Source organism: Parafilimonas terrae, assembly GCF_900115755.1.
GTDB lineage: Bacteria > Bacteroidota > Bacteroidia > Chitinophagales > Chitinophagaceae > Parafilimonas > Parafilimonas terrae.
This window is the reverse complement of the sequence record NZ_FOXQ01000002.1, coordinates 166,029-190,192: the sequence shown is the minus strand read 5'-3', so window position 1 is coordinate 190,192 and position 24,164 is coordinate 166,029. Positions and strand designations below refer to the sequence as shown.

Genomic DNA, 24,164 nt, shown 5'->3' with positions numbered 1-24,164 from the left:
ATGCACCCCCTCTCCATCACTACCATACAAACAAATATTCATCTGCAGCACCAGGACCTCGAGGCTGTAAAAAAAGCCCTTGGCACCTGGCTGAAAAAAAAAGGCTTTGCTGAGCATGGTTTTATACACAACCACGAAACAGAAGAAGACCCAGAATTTAAAAAGCAGGAATATCCGTTAATACAATTGCGCCTGCCAAAAGATAAGCTCATGCTCTGGGGCATGAACAAAGGTGCTGACATACTGCAGAAAATAATGATGCATGAAATGCTGCGGGGCTTCCAGTTTCGCGGCACACAATGCCGCATAATACCGGCAGGAACAGGCACCGTAATAAATGAACTTGGGTTTTTAAACGGCAACGAACAAAACAAATATTCGCTCAACTACTTTGCAGCGCTTAACCCCGCCAATGCCAAAGCCTGGCAGGCTTTGCCCAATGCAGCCAAACGCATAGAGCGGCTTGAAGAATTGCTTAAAAATAATATCGCCATGTTTTGCAAGGCCGCCGGTTTTAAGCTGGATAAAGAAAAGCTTAATGCTTCCATTTACTGGGTATGGCACAGTCAGTGGGTAAAAATTAAAGAGCATAATGTTATTGGCTTTACGCTTGATTATACAAGCAACCTGCAAATGCCCGATGGCATTGCACTGGGCAGGCAAACCCGGCTGGGTTACGGCTGGCAAACCAGCCGCAGTATGAAGGAGGATGAACTGGTAACCACTTTGCCATAGCTCTTTGACATATTGGAAAAACAAGGAATTAAGGCAGCATGTTGTATACGGCATTTTATATGGCAAAGTAGAAGGCGCTTTACTTTGCTATGGCCTCGACCCCATGGTTGGCCTTATGCATGCCGAAGGATATAATAAAAAAAGCCTCGTATATGATTGTATTGAGCCCTTCAGGCCCTGGGCCGAATTGCTGCTGGTAACCCTTTTCAGGAACAACGCGCTTACCAGCGCACATTTTAAATATGGCGAAGAAAAAATGACGCTTGAAAAAACATGCAGGAAACTGCTGGTAACTTCCTTTAATGCATTTCTTATGGAAAAAACACTGCTGAACAAGCGGCGCATAGCCCGAAACGACCAGGTTACCGCATTATGCAGCAGCCTGGCACAGGCGGTAAAGAACCATAAAGCTTAAAACCTGTATTATGGACATACTTTTAATTATCAGTTATGATATGAATAACGATAAAGGGCGCACAAAGCTGGCTAAAGAATTGGAACGGTTTGGCTTTACCCGCATACAATACAGCGTATTTGCAGGAACTGCCACCATTGCCCAATGGCGTAACCGGAAAAAGAAAATAGAAGGTATTTTTTTAAAATATGCTGAAGCCGGCGATAAACTGTATGCCATACCGCAGAGCGAAAAAATGTTCAAACAGGCTGAAATGCATGGAACAGGATTTGACATAGACTGGGTAACAGGTAAGGTGCATACTTTGTATTATTAAAACCCCGTATATGGCAAAACAACTTATTGTGCGCACAAATTTTTGTTTAACAAGCGGATGGTTTAAAACTATTTATGCTACATTAGCGGTGAGAGAGTAATTTCAAATCTTCCTTGACTGAAACGTACCTGCGGAGTAGGCGCTCCAGTCACATTTCCGTGAGAGAGTAATTTCAAATCTTCCTTGACTGAAACATTTACTGTTTTGCTCTACTACACCAAAGAATGTGAGAGAGTAATTTCAAATCTTCCTTGACTGAAACAGGTGATAGAGAAATTAAATAATCAATTCTCTGTGAGAGAGTAATTTCAAATCTTCCTTGACTGAAACATTACTACTAATCCGGATAAAAATAGCCCCATTATAGTGAGAGAGTAATTTCAAATCTTCCTTGACTGAAACAATTTATTTGGAATTTGGACTCCAAAATTGCCAGTGAGAGAGTAATTTCAAATCTTCCTTGACTGAAACTTTTTAAATTTCCCGTTCACGCTGGCACCCTGGTGAGAGAGTAATTTCAAATCTTCCTTGACTGAAACATCCGTTAGCCTTGCTATGCTTGCTCCATAGATGTGAGAGAGTAATTTCAAATCTTCCTTGACTGAAACATTCCAACCTCTGTTGTTCCAACCGCTATTCCTGTGAGAGAGTAATTTCAAATCTTCCTTGACTGAAACTTCATACATAATGCTGCATATGTTCTAGCTATGTGAGAGAGTAATTTCAAATCTTCCTTGACTGAAACTTTTAAAGCGGTAACACTGCCGGCGGCAGCATCGTGAGAGAGTAATTTCAAATCTTCCTTGACTGAAACAACCAACGGTCTTCCAATACTTTGATCCAATTCAGTGAGAGAGTAATTTCAAATCTTCCTTGACTGAAACCTGCATCATCCGATTCAGGGGTTGCATAAAGTTGTGAGAGAGTAATTTCAAATCTTCCTTGACTGAAACAATATTTTGGATTCCAGAATTTCCAGATTAACGTGAGAGAGTAATTTCAAATCTTCCTTGACTGAAACAAAGTCCAACCTGGAACCTGCAGCCAACTCTTTGTGAGAGAGTAATTTCAAATCTTCCTTGACTGAAACAAAATCCCCGCATAAGATACCGCAAGTAATACAAGTGAGAGAGTAATTTCAAATCTTCCTTGACTGAAACGTTCTGCAACGCGCATAAACATCCAGCTTTGAAAGTGAGAGAGTAATTTCAAATCTTCCTTGACTGAAACAAATCCAGAGGCCGGTCAAGGTCCTCTAAACTTGTGAGAGAGTAATTTCAAATCTTCCTTGACTGAAACTTTTTAGAGGTTTTTCTATAGAAGAAAACCTCGAGTGAGAGAGTAATTTCAAATCTTCCTTGACTGAAACGTAATCAATTCGAAGGTAATGCATGCGGAATCCAGGTGAGAGAGTAATTTCAAATCTTCCTTGACTGAAACTTCTTTCTTGTCTTTTGGCTCAATAGGTTTTAAATGTGAGAGAGTAATTTCAAATCTTCCTTGACTGAAACATATAATAAAGCCAAGTGCGATAAGCAATATAAAGTGAGAGAGTAATTTCAAATCTTCCTTGACTGAAACCCAATACTCCATATTCCACCTGCTTTGCAGGAGTGAGAGAGTAATTTCAAATCTTCCTTGACTGAAACTTGTTCGTTTGTTACGTCTGCTTTTGGTTCAGCAGCAACCTTGTGTGAGAGAGTAATTTCAAATCTTCCTTGACTGAAACAGTGTTGGAAACAGTTGCATTAACCGCAATTTTCTGTGAGAGAGTAATTTCAAATCTTCCTTGACTGAAACATGTTGAAGACAATAGTCAATGGGAACATTATTCGTGAGAGAGTAATTTCAAATCTTCCTTGACTGAAACCATTAATCATAATAAGGTTCCCAATACTTCTCCAAGTGATAGAGTAACTTCAATTTATCCTTGACTGGTTGAAAGCTGATAGTCCATAGACCATAGTACACAGAAATAAAAGCCATTTTTGAATATGAACTGACAGATAGTTAATGGTTTAACCGTGGACGGTTGACTGTCGGCCATGGACTTGCCACTTAGTGAGAGAGTAACTTCAATTTATCCTTGACTGAAACAGGCGGTTGGCGGTTTAACTGTAAACGGTTAACCGTTTACTCAAGGTGTTTTTTTAACAATGCAAAAAGCTCGCTTTTTGATTTCACCCCTAATTTTTCAAGGATATGTTTTCTATGCGTTTCAACAGTGCTTTCAGATATCGTTAGCTTTTCACCTGTTTCCCTGTTGGAAAAGCCTTCAGCCAAAAGTTCTGCCACTTCTATCTCCCGGCTGGTTAATTCTTTAAACTTTAAATAATCATCCAGCTTGTTCAGCTTCTCAGATGTATGCACGTTTTTTTTAGCGCTGGTTTTAAAATACTTTTCGCCATTAAGCACTGCCAGCAGTACCGGAACCAGCGAATCTTTCTCCGATTTTATTATATAACCGTCAAAGCCCAGTTTTTCCAGTTCTTTTTCCATTCCTTCATATTGTGTAAAAGCAACAACTTTACACTTCTGAAACTTTTGTTTAAGCAGGCCACACGATTTTGCACCATCAATGCCGGGCAGGTTTAAATCCAAAATTATTATATCGGGCCTGCCTGCAAAGGTTGAGTTTATAACAGACCTTGTGTCTCCAAATTCACCAATGAATTCAAATTCTTCATGGGCAGTTACATAGCCGATAATACCATCTCTTGTAAAGGGGTGGTCGTCAATAACAATGAATTTATATTTTTCTTCAGTAGTCATAGCCTGTTACGGTTTTTATTGTATTGTCCCTGTAAGGAATGCGTATTTTTATCAGTGTGCCATAATCAGGAGCTTCCTGTTCAGGATGATGTTTATACACGGGTGATTTTATTTCCAGGTCTCCATTAAGCAGCGTAACCCTTGTATGTATGTTTTTCATGCCCATTCCCCCTTTTTTACTATTCTCCTGGGTTATACCAATGCCATCATCTTCCACATACATAACCACTTCCTTTTTATTAAATGAAAAAAGTATATCGGCTTTTGAAGCCTTTGAATGTTTTAGAATATTGTTCAAAATCTCCTGCACAATCCGGAATATATTCAACTTCACAGCTTCGGAAAAAGGCTTTAGCTGCCTGTTGCAGGAAAAATGAATATTGATATATGATACACCATTTGCATTTTGTTTTAATTTTTCCTGCATTCCTGCAATGTATTTTTCAACGATCACTGCAATTGGATTGGAATCTATATAATCAGGCATTGTATTATGTGAAATATGCCTGGCTTCCACCTGCACCTTATCTAATTCTTCTAATATTTTATCCAGCCTGGCCTTATTTTCATTTGTAAGCCCTGTTATATCCCTTGTAAAATTTTGTATTCCGAAGTTTATTCCTGTTAAAGCGCTGGAAATTCCATCATGTATCTCTTTTGAAATAAGCAGCCGTTCATTCTCGTGCGCTTCAATCACCTTTATAAATGTTTTGGATTTAAACCTGCTGTACCGGAGGGCCAATGCGTAGGTTAATAAAATTATTTCTATAAAAATGCCGGTTTGTAATAGCTCTTCCATATTAAATGCGGCAGGCGTTATACCCAGTTCAAGCAAGGCCAGGTTAATAATTCCTCCTGCTTTCAATAAGCTGCTGGCCAGGTAGAACCTGGCAGTAAGTATGCCCTGCAGTGAATAAATGACAACAGCTATCAGCACTATAACCATTGCTAACAGGATGGTAAAAAGAAAACACACGAGATAAGTGTGGTTTATTACGTAGCCGTATGCGTTCAGGTTAATGCAAAACGGAAATACCGCCATGAACAGGAGCACATATTTTGTAAAGCCGGCAAGTTTATCGAGTAACCTGTTTGTACTATATAACTTTAAAAATATCTGGCATATCTGAAGGTTAAGGCAGATGTTGAAGGAAGCCATTGAAGGCGCCATGGCTGTATTTAAAGGCGGGTAATTACCCCATATATATTCGTAGCCTAGCCCAAAATAGCTTAGAAACCATAATATCCCGGTTATAAGGTAAAGGCCGTAATACAGGTACAGGTAATGCTTTGAATTTAAGAAGAAAAAAAGGCTTAGTATAGCAATAGCTAATAAGACGCCATAAGTAAAGCCATCAAACAAATAATCTTTGAAAGTAGCTGACCTGAAATCCCGTACATCAAAGAGTTTAATAGGCAAATTAAATGTATGGCCCACCTGGTTTATAAAAAGAAAATATTCACTTCTTTGATTACCGGATAAAGAGTCAGTATAAATAAAGTCCTTATGTGGCACAGGCCGTTCAGCGAAAGGGTAAAAATCTCCGAGCTTGCCCAAAGACAACAGGGTATCATGCGTTAGCCTGAACAATTCTATTTCATTCAATCTGGAATTATTAATATCAATAATCATTGCCTCCGAAGAATCCCCTGCATTAAAAGCTGTAAAATGAACCCAGAAATATTGCCCCGGTATGCCTGCATTTAGTACATTTGAAACTACAGCCGTAAACTGGCCGGAGCGATAACTGCTGACAATATTTTTGAGTGTTTCGTTTTTATTATTGGTTTGGTAATACGATAAAGATGAAAGGCTGAAAGCTTTAACCGTATTTTTATGAGAAATGATCTGTTGCCCCAATAACGTATTCCCAACATGCAGAAAGAACAGCAGTATTAAAATGAGTGTTACCTTTTTTTCAGGGCAGGCCATCAGCTAATTAGTTTATCTAAAATTAATTATTAAAATAATTCTTTTTGATATGCTGCTTAAAAAACAGACCCGGGATTATGCAATATTTTACTTGAGAAAGTTATGGCTTCCCTTCTTTATTATATCAGCCTTGCACTTAACCATTATTTTTTCGGTAAAACAACTGTCTAAAAAGATGCCGGATACTATTCCGTCTGTACTTGCCGTATTTCCTGTTGGCTGCTTTTTATTGTATTGTGTTTCTCATGGAAAAAAAGGCTTCAGGGCCATCATGGCCCACAGTAAGTACACGCTCTGGTTTCCTTTCTGGTTTAGCTACAGGCCCCATCCTGTACGAAAGAAAAGAGTTGATATTGACACTATCAAAAAAGATTTACAACCAGGCGATATATTCTTAAGAAGGTATAGCAGATATATAGATGAATTTGTTTTTTCTGAAAATAGTTTCTTTACACATGCAGGCATTTATGTTGATGACTACAATGGCGCGACTTCACAGATTTTGCATTGCACGTCTCAGCGAAATGTGCATGCAACATCGCTTGATGATTTTTGCAATGGCGATGACATAGCTGTTCTCAGGTTCTCATTCAGCGTATCTCCTGAAGAAGAAAAATAAAAAAGTATATAATGGATGGTAAGTGCAGGCCTGATGATGAAAAAAATATTTTAGATAACGAGCTACTGATCTTTAATACGCTGATGGAAAATGCAAAACCTCAAAATACTTATGATTTTGAGGGCAACCCAGATATCCTGAAGATGTATCGCAAAGCCGTTACAAACAGGGCTAAATCTTTAATAGGTACGCCTTACGATTTAAAATTTGATTTTGAAAACTTCGATTCTTTCAGTTGTATTGAATTTGTATGGTATTGTTATAAATGCCTTTTCCCTTTGCACAGGATAAGGGTAAAAGATTTTGAGTTTTTACAATCCTTCAAGGTCCCAATTATTATCCCGGATGTATTTGTTAAAAATGATTTTTTTAAATACATCTATTCAAGTGTGCGACAAGGCGGGTCCAAAATACTATTGATGGAACATGTAAAAAAACACAGATGGGCTTTGGGGTGGTTTTTACTTTCTGTATTTGTTTGGGATGTTATTTTGATGTTACTGTTTTGCTGCTGCTATCATTTTAATAATTAAATAGAACCCCTGCGCCTATTTATGTTTTAATTCTTATAATTTAATATTCTATAACTGAATATATAAAACAGTAAAAATATCAGGGTTAGTGGGTATAGGAAAGGGTGTTTGTCAAAAATAGTTTTGTTAAAGATTGATGGATGATTAAGCAAATCCAAAATCATCAACCAATTCTTTAAACTGATTTTACAAACTTAAAAACTATTTTATGGCAACGATTAAAAACCTTTCAAAATTATTTAGCCAGTTGATGGTATTCTCTTTTTTAATGATTACAGTAAATGCACAGGAAACCAGTAAAGTTTCACAGGCGCCCCAGCGGCCAAAATTTTCTACCAATCTTCACAATGTTAATGTAAGCACTATTGATGGTGTTGTTGCATCAAGCTTTACTTTATTAAAAAGCGTTGATGAAATTGATACAAAGGTACAAGGCATCCAGGGCCAGTTGCAAGGCTCCATACCAGACCCTTCAATGCTTTTAACGCAAATTGATGAATGCTCAAACGCAATAGGCATCGTGGGTTCAACTGCGCCTGACCTGGCGGAAAATGTAGCTGATATGATTGCCAACATAAAAGACCTGCATGTGCCTGTTCTCAAAATTCCCACCGCACTTAAAAATTTAAACGAAGCACGTAAGGCTATCCAGTATTGCATTAGTTATACCAAATATCTTATTGGAACAGCTATACCCAATATGAAAAACGCAAAACTAAAGGCTGAAACAACACCGGCAGATACAACGATTACTGCTAATAATTAATAATGCAAATTGGCTGTCTTCTATCCTGTTGAGCAACTTAATGTTATATCAAACTAACAATTTAAAATACAGAAAAATGAATAAACATATTTTCTTCTTCACGTTTATAACTGCATTATTAATTCTAAATACCAACAATGCACATGCACAAAAGAGCGACGAAAAACTAAGCTTCGGTTTTGGGCTGGAAGCAGGCCTTTTAACCGGAGATTTTAAGGACGTGTACAATTTCGCTGCCGGCATTACTGCACGTGCCTCCTATAAACTTGGGCCCGGTTTTGTCACATTAACTTCGGGTGGTATTGCATTCCTGCCAAAAAATTTCGATGATGAAGACCTTAAAGCAGGGCTTCAAATACCTGTTAAGGCAGGATACAAATATGTATTTGCCGAACATTTTTTTGTTATGGGGGAATTGGGGTTTTCCACCATGAAATATTATTTTGAAGATTACGATGGGGGGCTTGTAAGTGTTAATCAAAGCGGCTTTACGTATGCCCCGGCCGTGGGTGCCCAATTCGGTTCTTTCGAGATAGGAGTAAGATATGAATCTACTGCATTATCAGGCAGCTCTTTATCGGCCGGACTAATACGGTTAGGATTTAATTTTTAAACTTACTAAGCCCATACCGCCCTTTTAAAAAACGGGCTGCCCAAAATACAGAGGCAGCCTTTCTTTATATGAAAAGAAATGAATTTAGCTGTTCGGCAAATGCAATTAGGGACAATTCAATCTTGAAAGGAAAAATGACATACAAAAATAAAGCACTGCTAAAAAGGAATAAATTGATAAAACTTTTTATTTTTAGTAATTCATCACTGCGACACGTCGCTTATTGAATTTAATACTACTGCTGATATATTGTTTGCTAAACCTATTTATAACTAAAAACTAATGCTATGCCTGTACCTGACTTTTTTATAAAGAACGTTCGTATCCCTATTAATGATGACTACGAGTTAACAAATACACCTTACTCTTACGAAGATAGTTCAGACAAGTTTAAAATGTATTTTGAACGAGAAGAAATGGAGAGTAAATTCCTGGAATTTCTTAACAATAATAAGGGGGCATACCTTGTTACCGGATACCGCGGGAGCGGTAAAACCAGTTTTGTAAATAGAGTAATAAAAAAATATAATGGACCAGGATCTTCAAAAAAAATAGTACCGGTTTTTTTAAACCTCGCTCAATCCCTACTGACTGAAATAGATGTTTTGAGAATTATGGTAGCACAGGTAAATGACAAATATTTTGATTCTGATGAGAAAAAGAATGAAAATTTTATAAAGAGGGTTAAAGCAAGAAAGAACAAGTTTTGGAATACGCTAACAATTATATTTTTAGGGCTACTTATTATAGGCATCTGGAAACCAACCTTAATAAAGAACTTTTTTATTATTCCGTTTGAACCTTCTCTTTTTATTGATTTATTAGAAATAAGTTTGAAAGCTGCCTGTTGGCTTATACTTATCTTGATTTTTCGCAGATATTTTTTTCTGTTCAAAAAAAAATCCTTTAATGAAAGAAAAGATGAGGTTGAGAATTTCAACTCGGATTTGGAAGATAAATTAACCTTTTTAAATAAACGTTGTTATGCTTCTGTTACCTCAGAAAAAGCGCATTCAAATGAATTTTTATTTACTTTATTCAATCTCCCATATGCTGGAAGATCAAAGAAAAGGTCGGAAACGCTGCCCGCTGCCACTTCAAAGGAAATTGAATACGCGTTATCCAATATTATAAAAAAATTAAAGGGACGGTTCAATTTCATGTTTGTTTTTGACGAATTAGACAAAATAGATCCGCCAACGCCAACAACTTCTTATTATCAGGAAATTGATTTTACAAAAAATGAAAACTGGAATAATAACTACCTGCAATCACAAAGAAACAGGAAACAGGCAGTAATAAATTTAGTTGCAGGCTTAAAAAATTTCATAACTACTGCAGAAGCAAGTTTTGTTTTTATCGCGGGGAGAGAAATGTTTGACGCATCTTTAGCAGACGTTGCAGATCGTCAGTCGTCATTGGGCAGCATTTTTAATTATGTTTTTAATGTTGATAGTTTTTTGAAAGATAGGGATGTTAATACTACCTCATTGAGTAAAACAATTGAAAGATATTTATGCGGGCTTATTTTCGGCGCTGAAATCGACCGTAAAAAAGAAAAAGATCTTTTTAAATGTGTTATAGATAATGATAATAGTGCTTGTGAAACTTATAAAATTGGCCTTTTGCTTCAAAACTTCATTATTTATTTAACTTATAGAACCAACGGATCCCCGAAGAAGTTAATTAAAACTATTCATGAATTCATAAGAAAAGATGTCCCAGTTGAAGAAGAAGGTAAAGGAAGAACAATTGTTTTCAAATCAAAGCATATCAGTAATGAAAAAAAGAGGTATTTATATTTTAATTACCACACACAATATAAGATTGGCTTTATAAACTATTTGTACCGGCCTTTTCTCATTAAATACGGAAGAAATTTTAAGCAATACAGTGATAATATTATAGTATCTACATCTTATTTATTTGATCATTTATTAAAGTTTCATCCTTTTGGCTTTAATATTTCGAGCCTCGAGTTAATCCCGGAAGTTTTGTCAACAAATAAAACACCTACAACAAAAGAGCACTTGAAAGCAGTTGTGGAATATTTGAAAAACAGCCATGTTAAGGAAACTGAAGTTGGATTATTCAATTATAAATTTTATAACAGAACATTGAATGAGTTGAGTTATCAGTCTAAGCTTTTTGAGGCTGAATCAGCAGCATTCAATTTTACTTTAGATGAAAGTTTTCTGATTAAAACACATGTTCGCAACAAGATAAAAGAACTTAGAAGTATATATGCAAAGTTTAATGAAAATTCTTCTCAAGAAAACAATCAAGTACATTCAATAGCCCTTATGAACAATATCTTGGGAGACCTTCATTTTTTTGATCAGGAATATGATGACTCTATCGTCGCCTATTCTGATGCCATTAAACCTTTGGGGAATAAGGATATAAAAGATTTTTTATACCAGGATTTTATTACGCTCTCAATATCAATGCTGAAAATCGGATTATGCTATGAAAAAATAGTTGCTTATGAGCAGGCATTAGCCTGGTATTCAGATGCCTCAGAATATGCTATTAAATTCTTGCTTCATAAAGCGAGTTTAACCACTAATGAAAATCATAACATTGCAATGACAAACACAATATCTTCAGCTGCAATTATCGAGTTGTTGCAAGTTTCTAATCAGGCTTTTCTTGCTATGGCTGTTGCTGAAGAAAAAATGAGTATTGAAAGCAATTCTGCTGCAAAACTTCCCAATTCAGTTGGAAAGTTTTTTGATCTTATTGAACAGATAAGCAAAAAACAGATTAAAGGAATTAACGATCAAACGTATTTGGTAAAAACGAATACTTATTTGGTCGTAGGAAATTTATTCTATTATAGAAACTCTATTGTTTTACCCGAAGAAGGCTTATTACCCACTGGTACATTCTCAAGAATCGAAGAAAATCTGCGACAAATAAGAACTATTTATGGGGGGCAGTTAAGCAGTAACAATAACAAACACCGTTTTCCGGTTTTCGCACTGGCTCTTTATTTTACAGCTTTGCAGCAGCTGCTACTATCAAAAAATATTTTTGGTCATGATAAGAACGATAAGGAATTTATATATGACTGGGGTAAGTATAATTTGACAAATATTGTAGACGTTTTGAAAACAACTAATGATAGCTTTAGGCTGGAACAAAGGTTTACAAAGTTTCATTTTCGGTATCTGGCGATCTTACTTTCTTCAATCGGTGATAGTATTTTGGCATCTCTTAAAGAAGATAATTTTAAAAAAATAAGACCTTCTGATTTAATATCTGATTATTCCGGTAGTTTATGTGTCAATGGAATTGACCTAAAATTTTTGAACTTATTAAATTCATCACCAAAGCCCTCACTTGTACTTGTAATTAAGTATTATTATTTATCTGCTTTTTATTTTGTAAGAAGGGGAAGGTCATTATCAGCCAGCTTTCAGTTAAGAAAAATTTTAATTCTGTTAAAAGCTGTATTATATGATAAAAGCCAGGTGACACCAATAGAGAAAGCTGAATCATTAACTGATACTGAAGATACCGTTATTTATTTTCTAGAAATTCTTCGGGTATATTTCATAAAGCCATTGTTGGAATTTGCAAATAAAAATGCTGAAAATACTGAAAACCACATGGCTAAAAAATTTGAGCAAAAAATCATAGATCAAATTAAAAAAGAGAAAAAAGACCAAAGTACACTCCCACCAAATGAATACTTTAGATGTAATCTGTCAAACCATCCGGAAGTAAGAGAAATTTATTTATTATATAATTACATAGCAAAAAAATTAGGAGGCAATGCTTATAATAATTACGAGGATATAATAAATTCCTATAACGCTATAGCAACGCAGCATTGCCGTATTATGGAGCTTGAATATTATGCTTTTATATGTAGGCTGCGGTTAGAAAATGAGAGTAAGGAAGAAGATAAAATAACGCACATGATAGGATATATATCTGCTTTAGTAAATAATATAAGAATACTAAATTTTTATGGCTCTGATTACATGCTAGGGTTTAGCCATCAAGCTACTATTTATTATAAAATTGGTAAGTTTTATAATAAATATGTTGATAGGAAATCATTGAAAAAAGTAAATGAAGGATTGAAAGATCTTTTTGGAGATGAATATTCTTATTCATTATATGATGCATCATACTATTTCAGCATGGCAAAATTAAATTATGAAAAGGCTTTACAATTACACTCAACAGGCGATGAATATAATAAGAGCCTTGATGAAATGATATATTTAGAAGATGATTTTAATGACAATGCATACCATTTTGGAGCAGCTTTAGACAGATATTTTATGATAAATAATTTGTTTACGGATAGAATAAATAAATGCAGTTAAGTAAAACATAAACTATTGCCAAACGTGTATTGCTGAGAACGCAGAATCAAAAGTTTACCTGTATGGCATGGTTAGCGATATAACTATAAGCAATCAATTATATTTGAAAATGTTTGGTGAAACGAGAATGAGATGGCCACACCTGTGAGCCTATTTGAAACTGTTGCAGTAGTGGTTTCAAATAAACTAATCAGTTATTTGTTTATTCTGAGTATTCAAGACAAAACTCTGTTTCTGTAGATTTTCAATATCCCTCTTGATAGGAAATATCAGCGAAAAGAGACACAACAGAATTTTCGGAAAAATTATTCGATAATTGACGCTGGCAACGTTTCCATATTGTTCAGACAATGTAGAACTAACACGGTTATATTTTTCTGTTCCAACATGATTGATGAATATAAATTCCCGTATTAATCAAATTTTACGATACTGAATAAAAATAATGCTGGTACCATTACGGCGTACCCATTATTTTTACAAACAGGTTTAATTGAAAGTATTACTTTGACATTCTATAAAAAATAGCGCCCATATTTCACTCCTTCTTATTGGAATACTATTTTAAACATCAGTTGATTTAAAAATTCTCTCTTACTTTTACCGCCCAACAATTTAACAATATGCCGCAGTATCCCAACAGGCAGTTCCTGGATTTTGAACAGCCGATTAAAGAACTATATGAGCAAATTGATCAAACAAAAAAACTTGCAGAAAAAAATTCCAAAATAGATTATTCTCAAACCATCGAGCAATTAGAGAATTCGGTTTTTGAAAGAAGAAAAAATATTACAGCACATCTTACACCCTGGCAGCGCGTTCAGTTAAGCCGTCATCCGGATAGGCCCTATACCATGAAATATATTGATAAAATGCTTACCAATTTTATCGAGATACATGGCGACCGTAATGTAAGAGATGATAAAGCTATGGTAGGCGGCCTGGGCGAACTTGATGGCGAAACGGTAATGGTTATAGGCCAGCAAAAAGGCATAAATACCAAAACCCGCCAATTGCGCAATTTTGGTATGGCAAACCCGGAAGGTTATCGCAAGGCGCTGCGCTTAATGAGAATCGCCGAAAAATTTAATAAACCTGTTATTACTTTAATTGATACGCCCGGCGCTTATCCCGGTATGGAAGCTGAAGAGCGCGGCCAGGGCGAAGCCATTGCACGTAACATTTACGAAATGATACGCCTGCGGGTTCCTATCATCTGCTGTATTATTGGCGAGGGCGCCAGTGGCGGCGCTTTGGGTATTGGCGTGGGCGACCGCATTTTAATGATGGAAAATGCCTGGTACACCGTTATTTCCCCTGAAAACTGCAGCACTATTTTATGGAGAAGCTGGGAGAAAAAAGAAGTGGCGGCCGAGCAATTAAAACTTACAGCCACAGATATGAAGGGTTTTGATTTGGTTGATGATATAGTGCCCGAGCCGGATGGTGGCGCTCATTGGGATTACGATTTATCTGCATCCATACTAAAAGACCATATTAAAAAAGCACTCAACGAAGTAAGGGATTTAACGCCTGAGCGCCGCACTCAGCTACGTATTGAAAAGTTTGGCAAAATGGGGCATTGGCAGGAAATAGGATAAAATTTTTCAATGCTTTCATTGGGGCTGTCAGCAGCATGAAAGTTGGCAACTGCAGCCCGGGCTGTCGCTGCTATTCCGCCACATAGCTATCGCCCAAATCTTCAGCGGGATATTCGCTCCATCCCGCAGCCATTCAGCGGGTGAATTGCAGTCAGGCAATATAGATTTAGCGGTATGCCAGTACTACAAATAGCTTTACACAGCCGGTTCCTGCTGGCTTAAACAATGAAAGCTGCCTAACCCCCAAATAATATCAACTGAATTTATTCCAACCACCTTTCTCGTTGGAAATTGCTGTTGAATAATCTCTAATGCTTTTTCATCTTTATCGCATGCAAAAACAGGTACAACCACAACATCATTTCCTATATAAAAATTGGCATAGGATGCAGGCAGGCGCTGGTCTTCATAAATCACAGCATCAGGCATAGGCAGTTCAACTATATTTAGCTGCCTGCCATTTAGCAACCGCATGGCTTTGAGCTGTTTCAAATTATGCTGCAGCAGTTCATAATTCTCATCAGATTTATTTTCTTCTACTACAGTAATCACCGTGTCCTCATTCACAAACCGAACGGTATCATCAATATGGCCGTCAGTATCATCGCCAACAATGCCTTCGTCCACCCAAAGAATTTGTTCCACACCATAATATTCGCGCAAATAATTTTCTATCTGCTGCTGGTTTAATTGCGGGTTCCTGTTTGGGTTTAACAGGCAGGCTGTTGAAGTAAGCAATGTTCCTTTACCATTAAATTCAACCGACCCGCCTTCCATTACAATACCCGGATAAAACACGGGTAATTTCAACGCTCTTGCAATTAAAGTAGGTATTACATCATCAAGATCATAAGGAGGATATTTATTGCCCCAGGCGTTATAACCCCAGTCAACAATAGCTTTTTCTTTCTTCTCTGTATTTACCACAAATGCGGGGCCATGGTCACGGCACCAGGCATCGTTTGTCGGGTGCAGAAAAAACTTCACCTGCTGCAGGTTTACGTCTTCCTTTAATAATACCTGCTCAGCAAAAGTTTTCATTTCTTCATCCACTACATTAATGCACACCTTCTGCCCTGCCGAAACCGCTTTTATAAATTGTGAATAGGGTTTGTAAATTGTTTCAATTTTTCCCGGCCATGAAGCTTCTTTATGCGGCCAGCTCAGCCACATAGCTTCCTGCGGGCCAAATTCGGCGGGAAAGTGAAGGCCGATTTGGCGGGGAGTACGGGAGTTCGGAAGACCGGAAGACGGTAAGTCAGAAAGACTTTTAGACATACGTTTATTATTGAATTTATCCAAGTGAATTTCTTAGTGCATTAATCATTACTAAAATTTCTTCGCAGGATTTATAAATTTTATTAAAATCCTCTTCATTAATAATATTCCTTCGTTTAGCTAAATAAATACAACCAACTACTTCAATATCTGACCGTAATGCTATACCAAGGAACCGTTTAAACTCTGCATTTAACTGACCGGTTGAACCTTCAGCAATATTTAATGAAATGGAATCAGCAGCCCTTTTAATTTGAGAAGCCAGAACATACAACTCTTCTCTTGGAAACTTTTTCGATGTCTCATCAACAATCGTTGCCAGGTCTAAAGCTTTTTGCCAAACAATAAGCTTCTCGAATTTAAACGGCATAGCATTTTTTATTTAAGGGTTAGATTATTAAAAGTACTTTATAATTTCACGAACATTCTTCCGGACTTTCGGACTTTTCCAACTTCCAGACTCTAATCAATAAACCTTTTCGTTATCTGTTCGTAAGAATCAATCCGTCTGTCCCGCATAAAAGGCCAATGCGTTCTGTACTGATCAGTTTTCTTTGTATCAATATCCACCACAAACACTTCTTCATCTTCATGCGAAGCTTTATAAATGAGATTGCCAAACGGATTTGAAACAAATGAACCGCCCCAGAATTTCATTCTTCCATCCTGCTCCAGCCCTACCCTGTTCACGCTTACCACGTGCACGCCATTTGCAACCGCATGGCTGCGCTGAATAGTTTGCCATGCATTATATTGTTCATCATTGGTTGCTCCATCCTGGTCTGTGGCCCAGCCAATGGCAGTTGGATAAAATAAAATTTCAGCGCCCATTAACGATGTTATGCGGGCTGCTTCTGGGTACCATTGATCCCAGCATATCAATACGCCAAAAGTGCCGTATTTTGTTTTCCAAACCTTGTAGCCTAAATCACCCGGCGTGAAATAAAATTTCTCGTAATAAGCAGGGTCATCGGGAATATGCATTTTGCGGTATTTGCCAAGATAAGTTCCATCTGCATCAATAACCGCTGTCGTATTGTGATAAATACCCTGAGCCCTTTTTTCAAACAGCGAAGCAATAATTACCACATTCAGTTCTTTCGCCAGTACACAAAGCGCATCAGTGGTTTCGCCGGGAATGGCTTCCGCCAGTTTGAAATTATCGTAATTCTCCTCATCGCAGAAATACAGTGAAGTGAATAATTCCTGCGAACAAATAACCTGCGCACCTTTCGCCGCCGCTTCTCTTATTTTTCCTGTCATTTTTTCAAGGTTAGCCTGTTTGTCTGCCGTACAGCTCATTTGTATGCCAGCCACTTTTATCATGTGAAAAAATTTAAGTTGCAAAAATAGTTATTCAAAAAGATTAATAGGTTCAACATAATGTGAACGTTATATTTAATATATGCGGTTTAACTTAGCTGCCTAAATTAACAGCATGAAAAAAAGGATTACATTTTTTGCAGCGTTTTTCTGCGTTGCATTTTCATTCCAAAGTTTTGCCGGTGATATTTACGCAATAACTGTATATCATTTTACCGATGCTTCGCAGGAAACGGCATTAGATACTTACCTGCAAACGGCATACCTGCCGGCGCTTCACCGAAAGGCTATAAAAAACGTGGGCGTATTTAAACCGATAGCAAATGACACGGTTGCCGACAAGATTATTTATGTAATTGTTCCCTATAAATCTTTTGATGAGTTTGTGAACTTACCGGCCCGTTTAATGACTGATAATCTTTATAAAACGGCAGCCGCTTCTTATTTAAATGCAGATTATAAAAACCCGCCTTATAAACGAATGGAAACAATAATGCTTACAGCATTTCCTATGGCGCAGCAATTAACATTACCCAATCTCAAATCGCCAAAGGCAGAACATATTTATGAACTGAGGAGCTATGAAAGCCCAACTGAAAACTATCATAAAAGCAAGGTGAAAATGTTTAACCAGGGTGGCGAGGTTACCATATTTAAGAATATAAATGCTAATGCTATATTTTATGGCGATGTAATTACAGGCAGCCGCATGCCCAACTTAATGTATTTAACCAGTTATGAAAATATGGCTGACAGGGATGCACACTGGGAAAGCTTCCGGGATAATGCGGAATGGAAAAAATTAACCACACTGGAAGAATATAAAAACAATGTATCTAAGGCTGATATTATTTTAATGCATGCTGCTTCTTATTCTGATTACTAATAAAAAACTGCCGGTTTAAAGCCGGCAGTTTTTTTATTTCATTTCGGGCTAAACTATTGCACCGTAAAACTAAAACCAACATTTCCCCACGCTAATGAAACCTTCCCATCTGTACCAACGGTAAAGGTCATTTTCTCAGAAGGTGTTTGCTGCGCAACATTCGGAACATCTACCCGTAAAATATCATCGGCATCTTTGTAGTTAAAAGCGCCCCATTGTTTCCATGTTTTATTAAAGATAATCGTCCAGGTATCGCCGTTCCATATTGAAAAAAGGCCGTATTTACCTGCCGGCAAATTCTTGCCATTAATAGTAACGTCTTTATTTATTTCAAACACGGTAGCATCATTGGCGCCAGTTCGCCAAACCTTGCCCTGCATAGGTTCTACTTCTTTACCAATTTCCCTGCCCTTAACGGAAGGCTGGCTATAATTGATTTTAATTTCAACACCGTTGGATGTGGTGGCGGAAGCAGTTGCGGGCGGACTGGCAGGTGGTTTTTTATCCTGTGCTTTGGCGTTTGCACCCATAAGTAGTATGCCTGAAACTAAGGCAAGCGATAACAGTTTTTTCATATTGATGTTTTTAGTGAGAATTTATCAGCAAAAATTAAGCAAAAACATGTGAAATAAAAGAAAAGATGATAGCCTGGTAAAATTTTATTCTAAATGGCAGGTTTCAATAACCTTTTCTGCATAAAAAGTTTCTTACAGTTTTTAAGCTGGCCTGATTTTGGCTGTCTGCGGGACACTAAAAAAACCGTACTCATGAGAAAATTTTTACTAGCTGCTTCTATCCTTATTGCAGGATGTTCCAAAGAAATAAATACAAAACCTGTTGTAGCTGCAGATAATGAAATAAGCAATGCAACCGCAACAACAGACACTTATCTTCCTCTTACAGCAGGCACCATCTGGTCATATACAAATACAACAGGCGGTGTTGCCGATCAATCCAAACTCACAGTGCTTAACCGGAAAAAAACTTTTAACGGCAAATCTTATACGGCTGTTAATACCTATAAGGATAAAAAAAATGATACAATTTATTATAACCAGACTTCACATAAATATTACATATACACAAAGGAAGATACCGGTGATGCCGATGCCTTAGATCTTGAAATTTTGTTTTTGGATGATAACCTGGCTGTTGGCAAAACATGGCAGCAAAAAGCAGGTTCTGCCAATGGCATTAAATTAAAATGCTATGGAAAAATTCTTCAGAAAGATATTACCCTTAAAGTAAATGGCAAAACCTACAATAATGTTATCCATAGCTATGTTGAAATACGAAAACCCATTACATTTTTTTATATCGTTGTGTATAAACAGGACTATTATGTTGCGAAAGGCGTAGGGGTTATAAAAAATGTTTCGAAACAAGTATTGCCTGCAGGCCCCGCTACTAATACAGACATTAACAGCTTTACCATTAAATAATTCGCCTCAGCCGGCCTTCATCAATTAGCATATACCAAATTTCTTAGCATTATCTTTATGCCATAATTGATTTGTATATGGCAATAACAATGTTAACCTGCCCTTCGTGCGGACATGAATTTGAGCCTAATAATATAATAAGGGAACAAATTGAAAATGAGCTGAGGTCTAAAATGAAGGACTGGCAATTAAAGAAAGAAGAAGATTTCAGGAAAAAAGAATCGGAATTTCAGAAACAATTATCGGCAAAGGACGATGAGATGAATAAGCGACTTGCAGATGAAAAGAAAAAGTTGCAGGCTGATCTTGAGCAATCTCTCAGAAAATCTTTAAACGCGGATTATGAAAATCAAATGAAAATATTGCAGCAATCTGTTGCAGAAAATGAAGAGAAACTGAAAGATGCCCGTCGCAAAGAGCTTGAATACATGCAAAAAGAGAAGCAGTTAAAACTTAAAGAAGAAGAGCTTGAATTGAATGTTCAGAAAAAATTAATTGAAGAAAGAGAACTGCTGGCTATTGAGATAAGAAAGATTGAAGATCAGAAAAAAGAACAGTTAGAGAATGATTATAAATTAAAGCTTGCCGAAAAAGAAAAGCAGCTTGAAGATCAGAAAAAGCTGGCGGAGGAAATGAAGCGCAAGGCAGAACAGGGCAGCATGCAACTGCAGGGAGAAGTGCAGGAACTGTTGCTCGAAAATATTTTGCATAATACATTTCCGCATGATAAAATTTTACCGGTTGGAAAAGGTGTTCGCGGCGCGGATTGCATACAGGTTGTTTGCAACCCGTTTGGTAATGAATGTGGCAAAATTATTTATGAAAGTAAGCGCACTGCAAGCTTTGGCGCCGACTGGATTGACAAATTAAAAGCTGATATGCGCAGCCAGGGCGCAGATATTGCGGTAATTGTTACCCAAACTTTGCCAAAAGACATGGAACGTTTTGGGGAAAAAGATGGTGTATATGTGTGCACTTTTACTGAAGTAAGAAGCCTTGCCTCTGTTTTACGTACCAGTATTTTAAAAGTTTTTCAGCTTACCAAAAGCCAGGAAAATAAAGGCGATAAAATGCACATGCTGTATAATTATTTAACCAGCCATGAATTTAGTGAACAATGGAATGCCATTCGTGAAGGCTTTTTAAACATGAAATTAAGCATACAGAAAGAACGCGATGCTATGGAGAAATTATGGAAAGTAAGGGAAAAACAGCTTGAGAAAGTATTGCTGAATGCGGCGCATATAAAAGGCTCCGTTGAAGGTATTGCCGGCAGCGATGCCATAAACCTCAATCTCCTGGAAGATGATGATAATGGTAATCTGTTAATTTGATATTACACTTTTTCAAATATTTATTTTGATTTGGAAGTAGTTGGCATGATATTTCTGAATGTGGGTGCAAAGACTACAAACAAAATAAAAATTGAAAACAAAAAATTATTTTATGAAAAAGACTTTGGCAGTATTAACCATTTTATCGCTGCTTTGTACTCAAAAGATTCATGCCCAGCTCGAAAAAGGAAATGTTTTAGTGGGTACAGATTTGGCAAAGTTTGATCTTGGCCTCAATAAAAATGCGGGGTTTGATATAAACCTGTCTCCTAAAGGCGCGTGGTTTATAAATGATAATATCGCAATAGGCGGTTATGCAACACTTGGTATAAGTAAACAAAACGATGCTTCGGCCACCGTTACAACTTATGGCATAGGGCCTATGGGCAGGTATTATGTAAATAAGCCAAACCTGAATCTTTTAAAACATGGCCGCTGGTTTGGTGAAGCCAATGTAGGAATTGAAGGCAGAAATGTATCAAAGGGCGGTGGAAATACCAATGGCTTAGGTTTAGGGTTTGGTCCCGGGTATGCTTATTTTATCACACCAAATATTGGGTTAGAAACTTTATTAAAATATAATGGATTGGTTGGATTTGGTAATCAAACTTATCAGAACAATTTAAGCCTCAATTTCGGGTTCCAGATTTACCTGCCCGGAAAAGGTACCGTGAATAAGGTTAAATCACAGGAGGGTATGTAAACATTATCTTAAACGAATAAGAAAAATCCCGTTACCAACGGGATTTTTTATTGGCTGTAATCAGGAAAGGCGATTCATTCTGCAATAAGTAATACATTTTTGTTGGCTTATATTTGCCGCCCGGTTAAGTAACCGCTTATCATAAATAATAAATTCAGAAATCATATATCAATGAGTGCGCAATTGTCTGAACAGGAAATTATCCGCAGAAATAAATTAGAAAAACTTGAAGCGTTGGGCATTAACCCCTACCCTGCACCGCTTTATCCTGTAACACATTATTCTACCGATATAAAAAATGCTTTTACAGAAGAAACAAAAGAACAGTTTGCTGATGTATGCATTGCCGGCAGGATAATGAGCATTAACGATAAAGGCAAGGTATTTTTTATTAAGATACAGGACAGCAAAGGCATTATTCAATTGTATGTGCGCAAAGACGACGTTTGCCCCGGCGAAAACAAAACCTTGTTTGATGAAGTAATAAAACATTTAATTGACTTGGGTGATATCATCGGTGTTACTGGTTTTGTGTTTGTAACGCGAACAGGTGAAATTTCTGTTCATGCAAAAAGTTTTACGCTGCTTTCCAAATCACTGAAACCATTGCCGGTTGTAAAACGCGACGATGAAGGCAATGTATATGATGAAGTAACAGATCCTGAGTTCCGTTACCGCCAGCGTTATGCGCACCTTATTGTTCAGCCTGAAATAAAAAACACATTTGTAAAACGCACCAAACTCATTAATACTATTCGTCATTTTTTAAATGAACGTGGCGCGTTTGAAGTGGAAACACCGGTGCTGCAACCAATTCCAGGCGGCGCTGCGGCAAGGCCGTTTGTTACACATCATAATGCATTGGATATTCCTTTGTATATGCGCATTGCTAATGAATTATATTTAAAAAGATTGATTGTTGGCGGGTTTGACTGGGTGTATGAATTTAGCCGCGACTTCAGGAATGAAGGCATGGACAGAACGCATAATCCTGAATTCACCATTCTTGAATGGTACACGGCTTACAAAGATTATTTCTGGATGATGGAAACAACCGAGCAGTTGTTTGAACAAATTGCTTTGGCATTGCATGGCACAACAGAAGTAAAAGTTGGCGATAACATCATCAGTTTTAAAGCGCCTTTTAAACGCATCAGCATTTACGATGCCATTAAAGAATACACCGGTTTTGATGTAAGCGAAATGAATGAAGAACAATTGTATGAAGTGTGTAAACAATTGCATCTTGAAGTGGATAAAAGTATGGGCAAAGGCAAACTGGTTGACACCATTTTTGGTGAAAAAGCAGAAGGTAATTTCATTCAGCCAACATTTATTATTGATTACCCTGTTGAAATGAGCCCGCTTACCAAAAAGCACCGCAGCAAACCAGGATTAGTTGAAAGATTTGAATTGATGGTTAATGGCAAAGAACTGGCTAATGCTTATACAGAATTAAATGATCCTGTTGATCAGCGTGAACGTTTTGAAGAACAAAGCCGTTTAATGGAACGCGGCGATGATGAAGCTATGTATATTGATGAAGATTTTTTGCGTGCGCTGGAATATGGCATGCCGCCCACAAGTGGCATTGGCATTGGCATTGATCGTTTATGCATGCTGATGACGAACCAGCCTTCTATACAGGATGTTTTATTTTTTCCGCAAATGAGGCCTGAGCGTAAGCCTGACGAAGCTTGAGCCGCTAAATTCATTGAACCTAATTGAAAAAATTTCATTCAGATTTATTTAAACCTGAATGAAATTCCGATGCCAAAAAAATTATCGTCTGCATGTTTGGAAACACCAAAACCTGCGTATGTGTCCAGCTTTACGTCGTTACTTACATAATAACACAAACCACCATCAATGCTGTGTTTTGCAGGTTCATCCTTTTTAAAAAGGCCAAATGCTTCAGTATAACCTGAAAACTTTTTGGTTATATCGAAACCAAAAGAAATAGTGTAACCCCATTCAGGTGTGGTTGAGAACCCGTCCCATGCTGCCCCGAAATTATAGCCGATATCTGTTGTTTTGGTAATATCATTATCCATCACAAGCACAAAAGAAGGTGCAATATGTTGTGCTTTAAATTCCTTTGTTGCAAGAAAAGGCAAGGCAAAGTGTGTTATAAGTGAAGTTTTGGGAATGATACTTTTACCCTCAAAAAGTGCTGTCTTAAAACCAATTTGCAAAGGCTCAAGCCCTGAAGTGGTTTTAGGTTGCGGTATCAGTTGCTTATATTCCGTAATAAGATTTCCTTCAAGCCTTAATTCAAAATTTTGTGTGAGGCCGTATTTAAGCAAAGCCGTTGGATAAACGAGCGTATAATCATTATCATGCAATGTTATTTTTCCAAAACCAAATTCCCCCTGGAAGTAACTTTTGGGAACAAGTGCTGCGGTTTCTGTTTGATCGGGCCTGTCGGCAGCAATCCTTTCCTGTGAAAAAACATTGATGTAACTAAGCAGGAGTATAATTATACCCAGCCAAATATATTTAGGCATATATTTTATATAAATTTAGACAAATCTAAAAATATTTTAAATAAG

The 24,164-nt window shown here is 37.1% G+C and carries 21 protein-coding genes and 1 CRISPR repeat array; of the genes, 14 read left to right on the top strand and 7 right to left on the bottom strand.

The genetic code is table 11. The features are described 5' to 3' along the window. Genes BM015_RS05570 through cas2 form a run of 3 tightly spaced genes read left to right on the top strand, consistent with a single transcriptional unit; the run spans position 1 to position 1,466 of the window. Entirely contained in the window at positions 1–735 is a 735-nt protein-coding gene (locus BM015_RS05570; RefSeq protein ID WP_090655728.1) for a CRISPR-associated endonuclease Cas6, read from the top strand. A gap of 4 nt (positions 736–739) precedes the next feature. Continuing rightward, the gene (locus BM015_RS05565; protein ID WP_090655725.1) at positions 740–1,150 is read left to right on the top strand and encodes a CRISPR-associated endonuclease Cas1; all 411 of its coding nucleotides are present in this window, start codon (positions 740–742) and stop codon (positions 1,148–1,150) included. Between the two features lie 10 nt (positions 1,151–1,160). Continuing rightward, positions 1,161–1,466, top strand: coding sequence for a CRISPR-associated endonuclease Cas2 (cas2, locus tag BM015_RS05560; RefSeq protein WP_090655722.1), 306 nt, complete (start codon positions 1,161–1,163; stop codon positions 1,464–1,466). Between the two features lie 88 nt (positions 1,467–1,554). After that, a CRISPR array of direct repeats spans positions 1,555–3,336; the repeat unit is 36 nt; unit sequence GTGAGAGAGTAATTTCAAATCTTCCTTGACTGAAAC. 263 nt (positions 3,337–3,599) lie between these two features. Here the strand turns inward: cas2 and BM015_RS05555 are convergent. Together BM015_RS05555 and BM015_RS05550 are read right to left on the bottom strand one after the other, a co-directional pair. Then, entirely contained in the window at positions 3,600–4,238 is a 639-nt protein-coding gene (locus tag BM015_RS05555) for a LuxR C-terminal-related transcriptional regulator (RefSeq protein WP_090655720.1), read from the bottom strand. Beyond that, positions 4,228–6,171, bottom strand: a complete 1,944-nt coding sequence (locus BM015_RS05550; RefSeq protein ID WP_090655717.1) for a sensor histidine kinase — start codon at positions 6,169–6,171, stop codon at positions 4,228–4,230. Before BM015_RS05550 ends, BM015_RS05555 begins: the two co-directional genes overlap by 11 nt. Positions 6,172–6,262: 91 nt before the next feature. On the opposite strand from BM015_RS05550, the gene BM015_RS05545 reads away from it, so the two are divergent. The 6 genes from BM015_RS05545 to BM015_RS05520 all read left to right on the top strand — a co-directional run bounded on the left by BM015_RS05545 (position 6,263) and on the right by BM015_RS05520 (position 14,646). Beyond that, positions 6,263–6,790, top strand: coding sequence for an NlpC/P60 family protein (locus tag BM015_RS05545; protein WP_177191823.1), 528 nt, complete (start codon positions 6,263–6,265; stop codon positions 6,788–6,790). An 11-nt stretch (positions 6,791–6,801) separates the two neighbouring features. Beyond that, positions 6,802–7,323, top strand: coding sequence for a hypothetical protein (locus tag BM015_RS05540; RefSeq protein ID WP_090655711.1), 522 nt, complete (start codon positions 6,802–6,804; stop codon positions 7,321–7,323). A gap of 208 nt (positions 7,324–7,531) precedes the next feature. After that, positions 7,532–8,089 (top strand): hypothetical protein, encoded by a 558-nt coding sequence (locus BM015_RS05535; RefSeq protein ID WP_090655708.1) that lies wholly within the window; start codon positions 7,532–7,534, stop codon positions 8,087–8,089. Positions 8,090–8,165: 76 nt separating this feature from the next. Next, complete coding sequence (locus BM015_RS05530) at positions 8,166–8,702, top strand: hypothetical protein (RefSeq protein ID WP_143075762.1); 537 nt, start codon at positions 8,166–8,168, stop codon at positions 8,700–8,702. Between the two features lie 287 nt (positions 8,703–8,989). Then, a complete protein-coding gene (locus BM015_RS05525; RefSeq protein ID WP_143075761.1) occupies positions 8,990–13,045 on the top strand; it encodes a hypothetical protein in 4,056 nt (1,351 codons plus the stop codon). Between the two features lie 623 nt (positions 13,046–13,668). Further along, complete coding sequence (locus BM015_RS05520) at positions 13,669–14,646, top strand: acetyl-CoA carboxylase carboxyltransferase subunit alpha (protein ID WP_090655699.1); 978 nt, start codon at positions 13,669–13,671, stop codon at positions 14,644–14,646. 195 nt (positions 14,647–14,841) lie between these two features. Here BM015_RS05520 and BM015_RS05515 read toward each other — a convergent pair whose 3' ends face one another. From BM015_RS05515 to BM015_RS05505, 3 genes are all read right to left on the bottom strand, one after another. Next, a complete protein-coding gene (locus tag BM015_RS05515) occupies positions 14,842–15,924 on the bottom strand; it encodes an agmatine deiminase family protein (RefSeq protein ID WP_090656162.1) in 1,083 nt (360 codons plus the stop codon). Between the two features lie 16 nt (positions 15,925–15,940). Beyond that, positions 15,941–16,294 (bottom strand): four helix bundle protein, encoded by a 354-nt coding sequence (locus tag BM015_RS05510; RefSeq protein ID WP_090655695.1) that lies wholly within the window; start codon positions 16,292–16,294, stop codon positions 15,941–15,943. Between the two features lie 92 nt (positions 16,295–16,386). After that, a complete protein-coding gene (locus tag BM015_RS05505) occupies positions 16,387–17,250 on the bottom strand; it encodes a carbon-nitrogen hydrolase (protein ID WP_090655693.1) in 864 nt (287 codons plus the stop codon). Between the two features lie 112 nt (positions 17,251–17,362). On the opposite strand from BM015_RS05505, the gene BM015_RS05500 reads away from it, so the two are divergent. Next, complete coding sequence (locus tag BM015_RS05500; RefSeq protein WP_090655690.1) at positions 17,363–18,133, top strand: NIPSNAP family protein; 771 nt, start codon at positions 17,363–17,365, stop codon at positions 18,131–18,133. A 53-nt stretch (positions 18,134–18,186) separates the two neighbouring features. Here BM015_RS05500 and BM015_RS05495 read toward each other — a convergent pair whose 3' ends face one another. Further along, a complete protein-coding gene (locus BM015_RS05495) occupies positions 18,187–18,708 on the bottom strand; it encodes a DUF2911 domain-containing protein (protein ID WP_090655687.1) in 522 nt (173 codons plus the stop codon). A gap of 192 nt (positions 18,709–18,900) precedes the next feature. Between BM015_RS05495 and BM015_RS05490 the strand changes: the two genes are divergently transcribed. The 4 genes from BM015_RS05490 (at position 18,901) to lysS (ending at position 23,313) form a co-directional block, all read left to right on the top strand. After that, entirely contained in the window at positions 18,901–19,575 is a 675-nt protein-coding gene (locus BM015_RS05490; protein WP_143075760.1) for a hypothetical protein, read from the top strand. Between the two features lie 77 nt (positions 19,576–19,652). Continuing rightward, entirely contained in the window at positions 19,653–20,909 is a 1,257-nt protein-coding gene (locus BM015_RS05485; protein ID WP_090655681.1) for a DUF2130 domain-containing protein, read from the top strand. Positions 20,910–21,021: 112 nt separating this feature from the next. Further along, entirely contained in the window at positions 21,022–21,612 is a 591-nt protein-coding gene (locus BM015_RS05480; RefSeq protein ID WP_090656159.1) for a hypothetical protein, read from the top strand. A gap of 171 nt (positions 21,613–21,783) precedes the next feature. Next, complete coding sequence (lysS, locus tag BM015_RS05475; protein ID WP_090655677.1) at positions 21,784–23,313, top strand: lysine--tRNA ligase; 1,530 nt, start codon at positions 21,784–21,786, stop codon at positions 23,311–23,313. Positions 23,314–23,357: 44 nt separating this feature from the next. On the opposite strand, the gene BM015_RS05470 is transcribed toward lysS, so the two are convergent. Beyond that, entirely contained in the window at positions 23,358–24,119 is a 762-nt protein-coding gene (locus tag BM015_RS05470) for a transporter (RefSeq protein ID WP_090655674.1), read from the bottom strand. Between the last annotated feature and the right edge of the window lie 45 nt (positions 24,120–24,164).

Coding starts and splice junctions, on each gene's coding strand:
- BM015_RS05570 (WP_090655728.1), top strand. CDS start 1: ATGCACCCCCTCTCCATCACTACCATACAAACAAATATTCATCTGCAG.
- cas2 (WP_090655722.1), top strand. CDS start 1,161: ATGGACATACTTTTAATTATCAGTTATGATATGAATAACGATAAAGGG.
- BM015_RS05555 (WP_090655720.1), bottom strand. CDS start 4,238: ATGACTACTGAAGAAAAATATAAATTCATTGTTATTGACGACCACCCC.
- BM015_RS05550 (WP_090655717.1), bottom strand. CDS start 6,171: ATGGCCTGCCCTGAAAAAAAGGTAACACTCATTTTAATACTGCTGTTC.
- BM015_RS05540 (WP_090655711.1), top strand. CDS start 6,802: ATGGATGGTAAGTGCAGGCCTGATGATGAAAAAAATATTTTAGATAAC.
- BM015_RS05535 (WP_090655708.1), top strand. CDS start 7,532: ATGGCAACGATTAAAAACCTTTCAAAATTATTTAGCCAGTTGATGGTA.
- BM015_RS05530 (WP_143075762.1), top strand. CDS start 8,166: ATGAATAAACATATTTTCTTCTTCACGTTTATAACTGCATTATTAATT.
- BM015_RS05525 (WP_143075761.1), top strand. CDS start 8,990: ATGCCTGTACCTGACTTTTTTATAAAGAACGTTCGTATCCCTATTAAT.
- BM015_RS05520 (WP_090655699.1), top strand. CDS start 13,669: ATGCCGCAGTATCCCAACAGGCAGTTCCTGGATTTTGAACAGCCGATT.
- BM015_RS05515 (WP_090656162.1), bottom strand. CDS start 15,924: ATGTCTAAAAGTCTTTCTGACTTACCGTCTTCCGGTCTTCCGAACTCC.
- BM015_RS05510 (WP_090655695.1), bottom strand. CDS start 16,294: ATGCCGTTTAAATTCGAGAAGCTTATTGTTTGGCAAAAAGCTTTAGAC.
- BM015_RS05505 (WP_090655693.1), bottom strand. CDS start 17,250: ATGATAAAAGTGGCTGGCATACAAATGAGCTGTACGGCAGACAAACAG.
- BM015_RS05500 (WP_090655690.1), top strand. CDS start 17,363: ATGAAAAAAAGGATTACATTTTTTGCAGCGTTTTTCTGCGTTGCATTT.
- BM015_RS05495 (WP_090655687.1), bottom strand. CDS start 18,708: ATGAAAAAACTGTTATCGCTTGCCTTAGTTTCAGGCATACTACTTATG.
- BM015_RS05490 (WP_143075760.1), top strand. CDS start 18,901: ATGAGAAAATTTTTACTAGCTGCTTCTATCCTTATTGCAGGATGTTCC.
- BM015_RS05485 (WP_090655681.1), top strand. CDS start 19,653: ATGGCAATAACAATGTTAACCTGCCCTTCGTGCGGACATGAATTTGAG.
- BM015_RS05480 (WP_090656159.1), top strand. CDS start 21,022: ATGAAAAAGACTTTGGCAGTATTAACCATTTTATCGCTGCTTTGTACT.
- lysS (WP_090655677.1), top strand. CDS start 21,784: ATGAGTGCGCAATTGTCTGAACAGGAAATTATCCGCAGAAATAAATTA.
- BM015_RS05470 (WP_090655674.1), bottom strand. CDS start 24,119: ATGCCTAAATATATTTGGCTGGGTATAATTATACTCCTGCTTAGTTAC.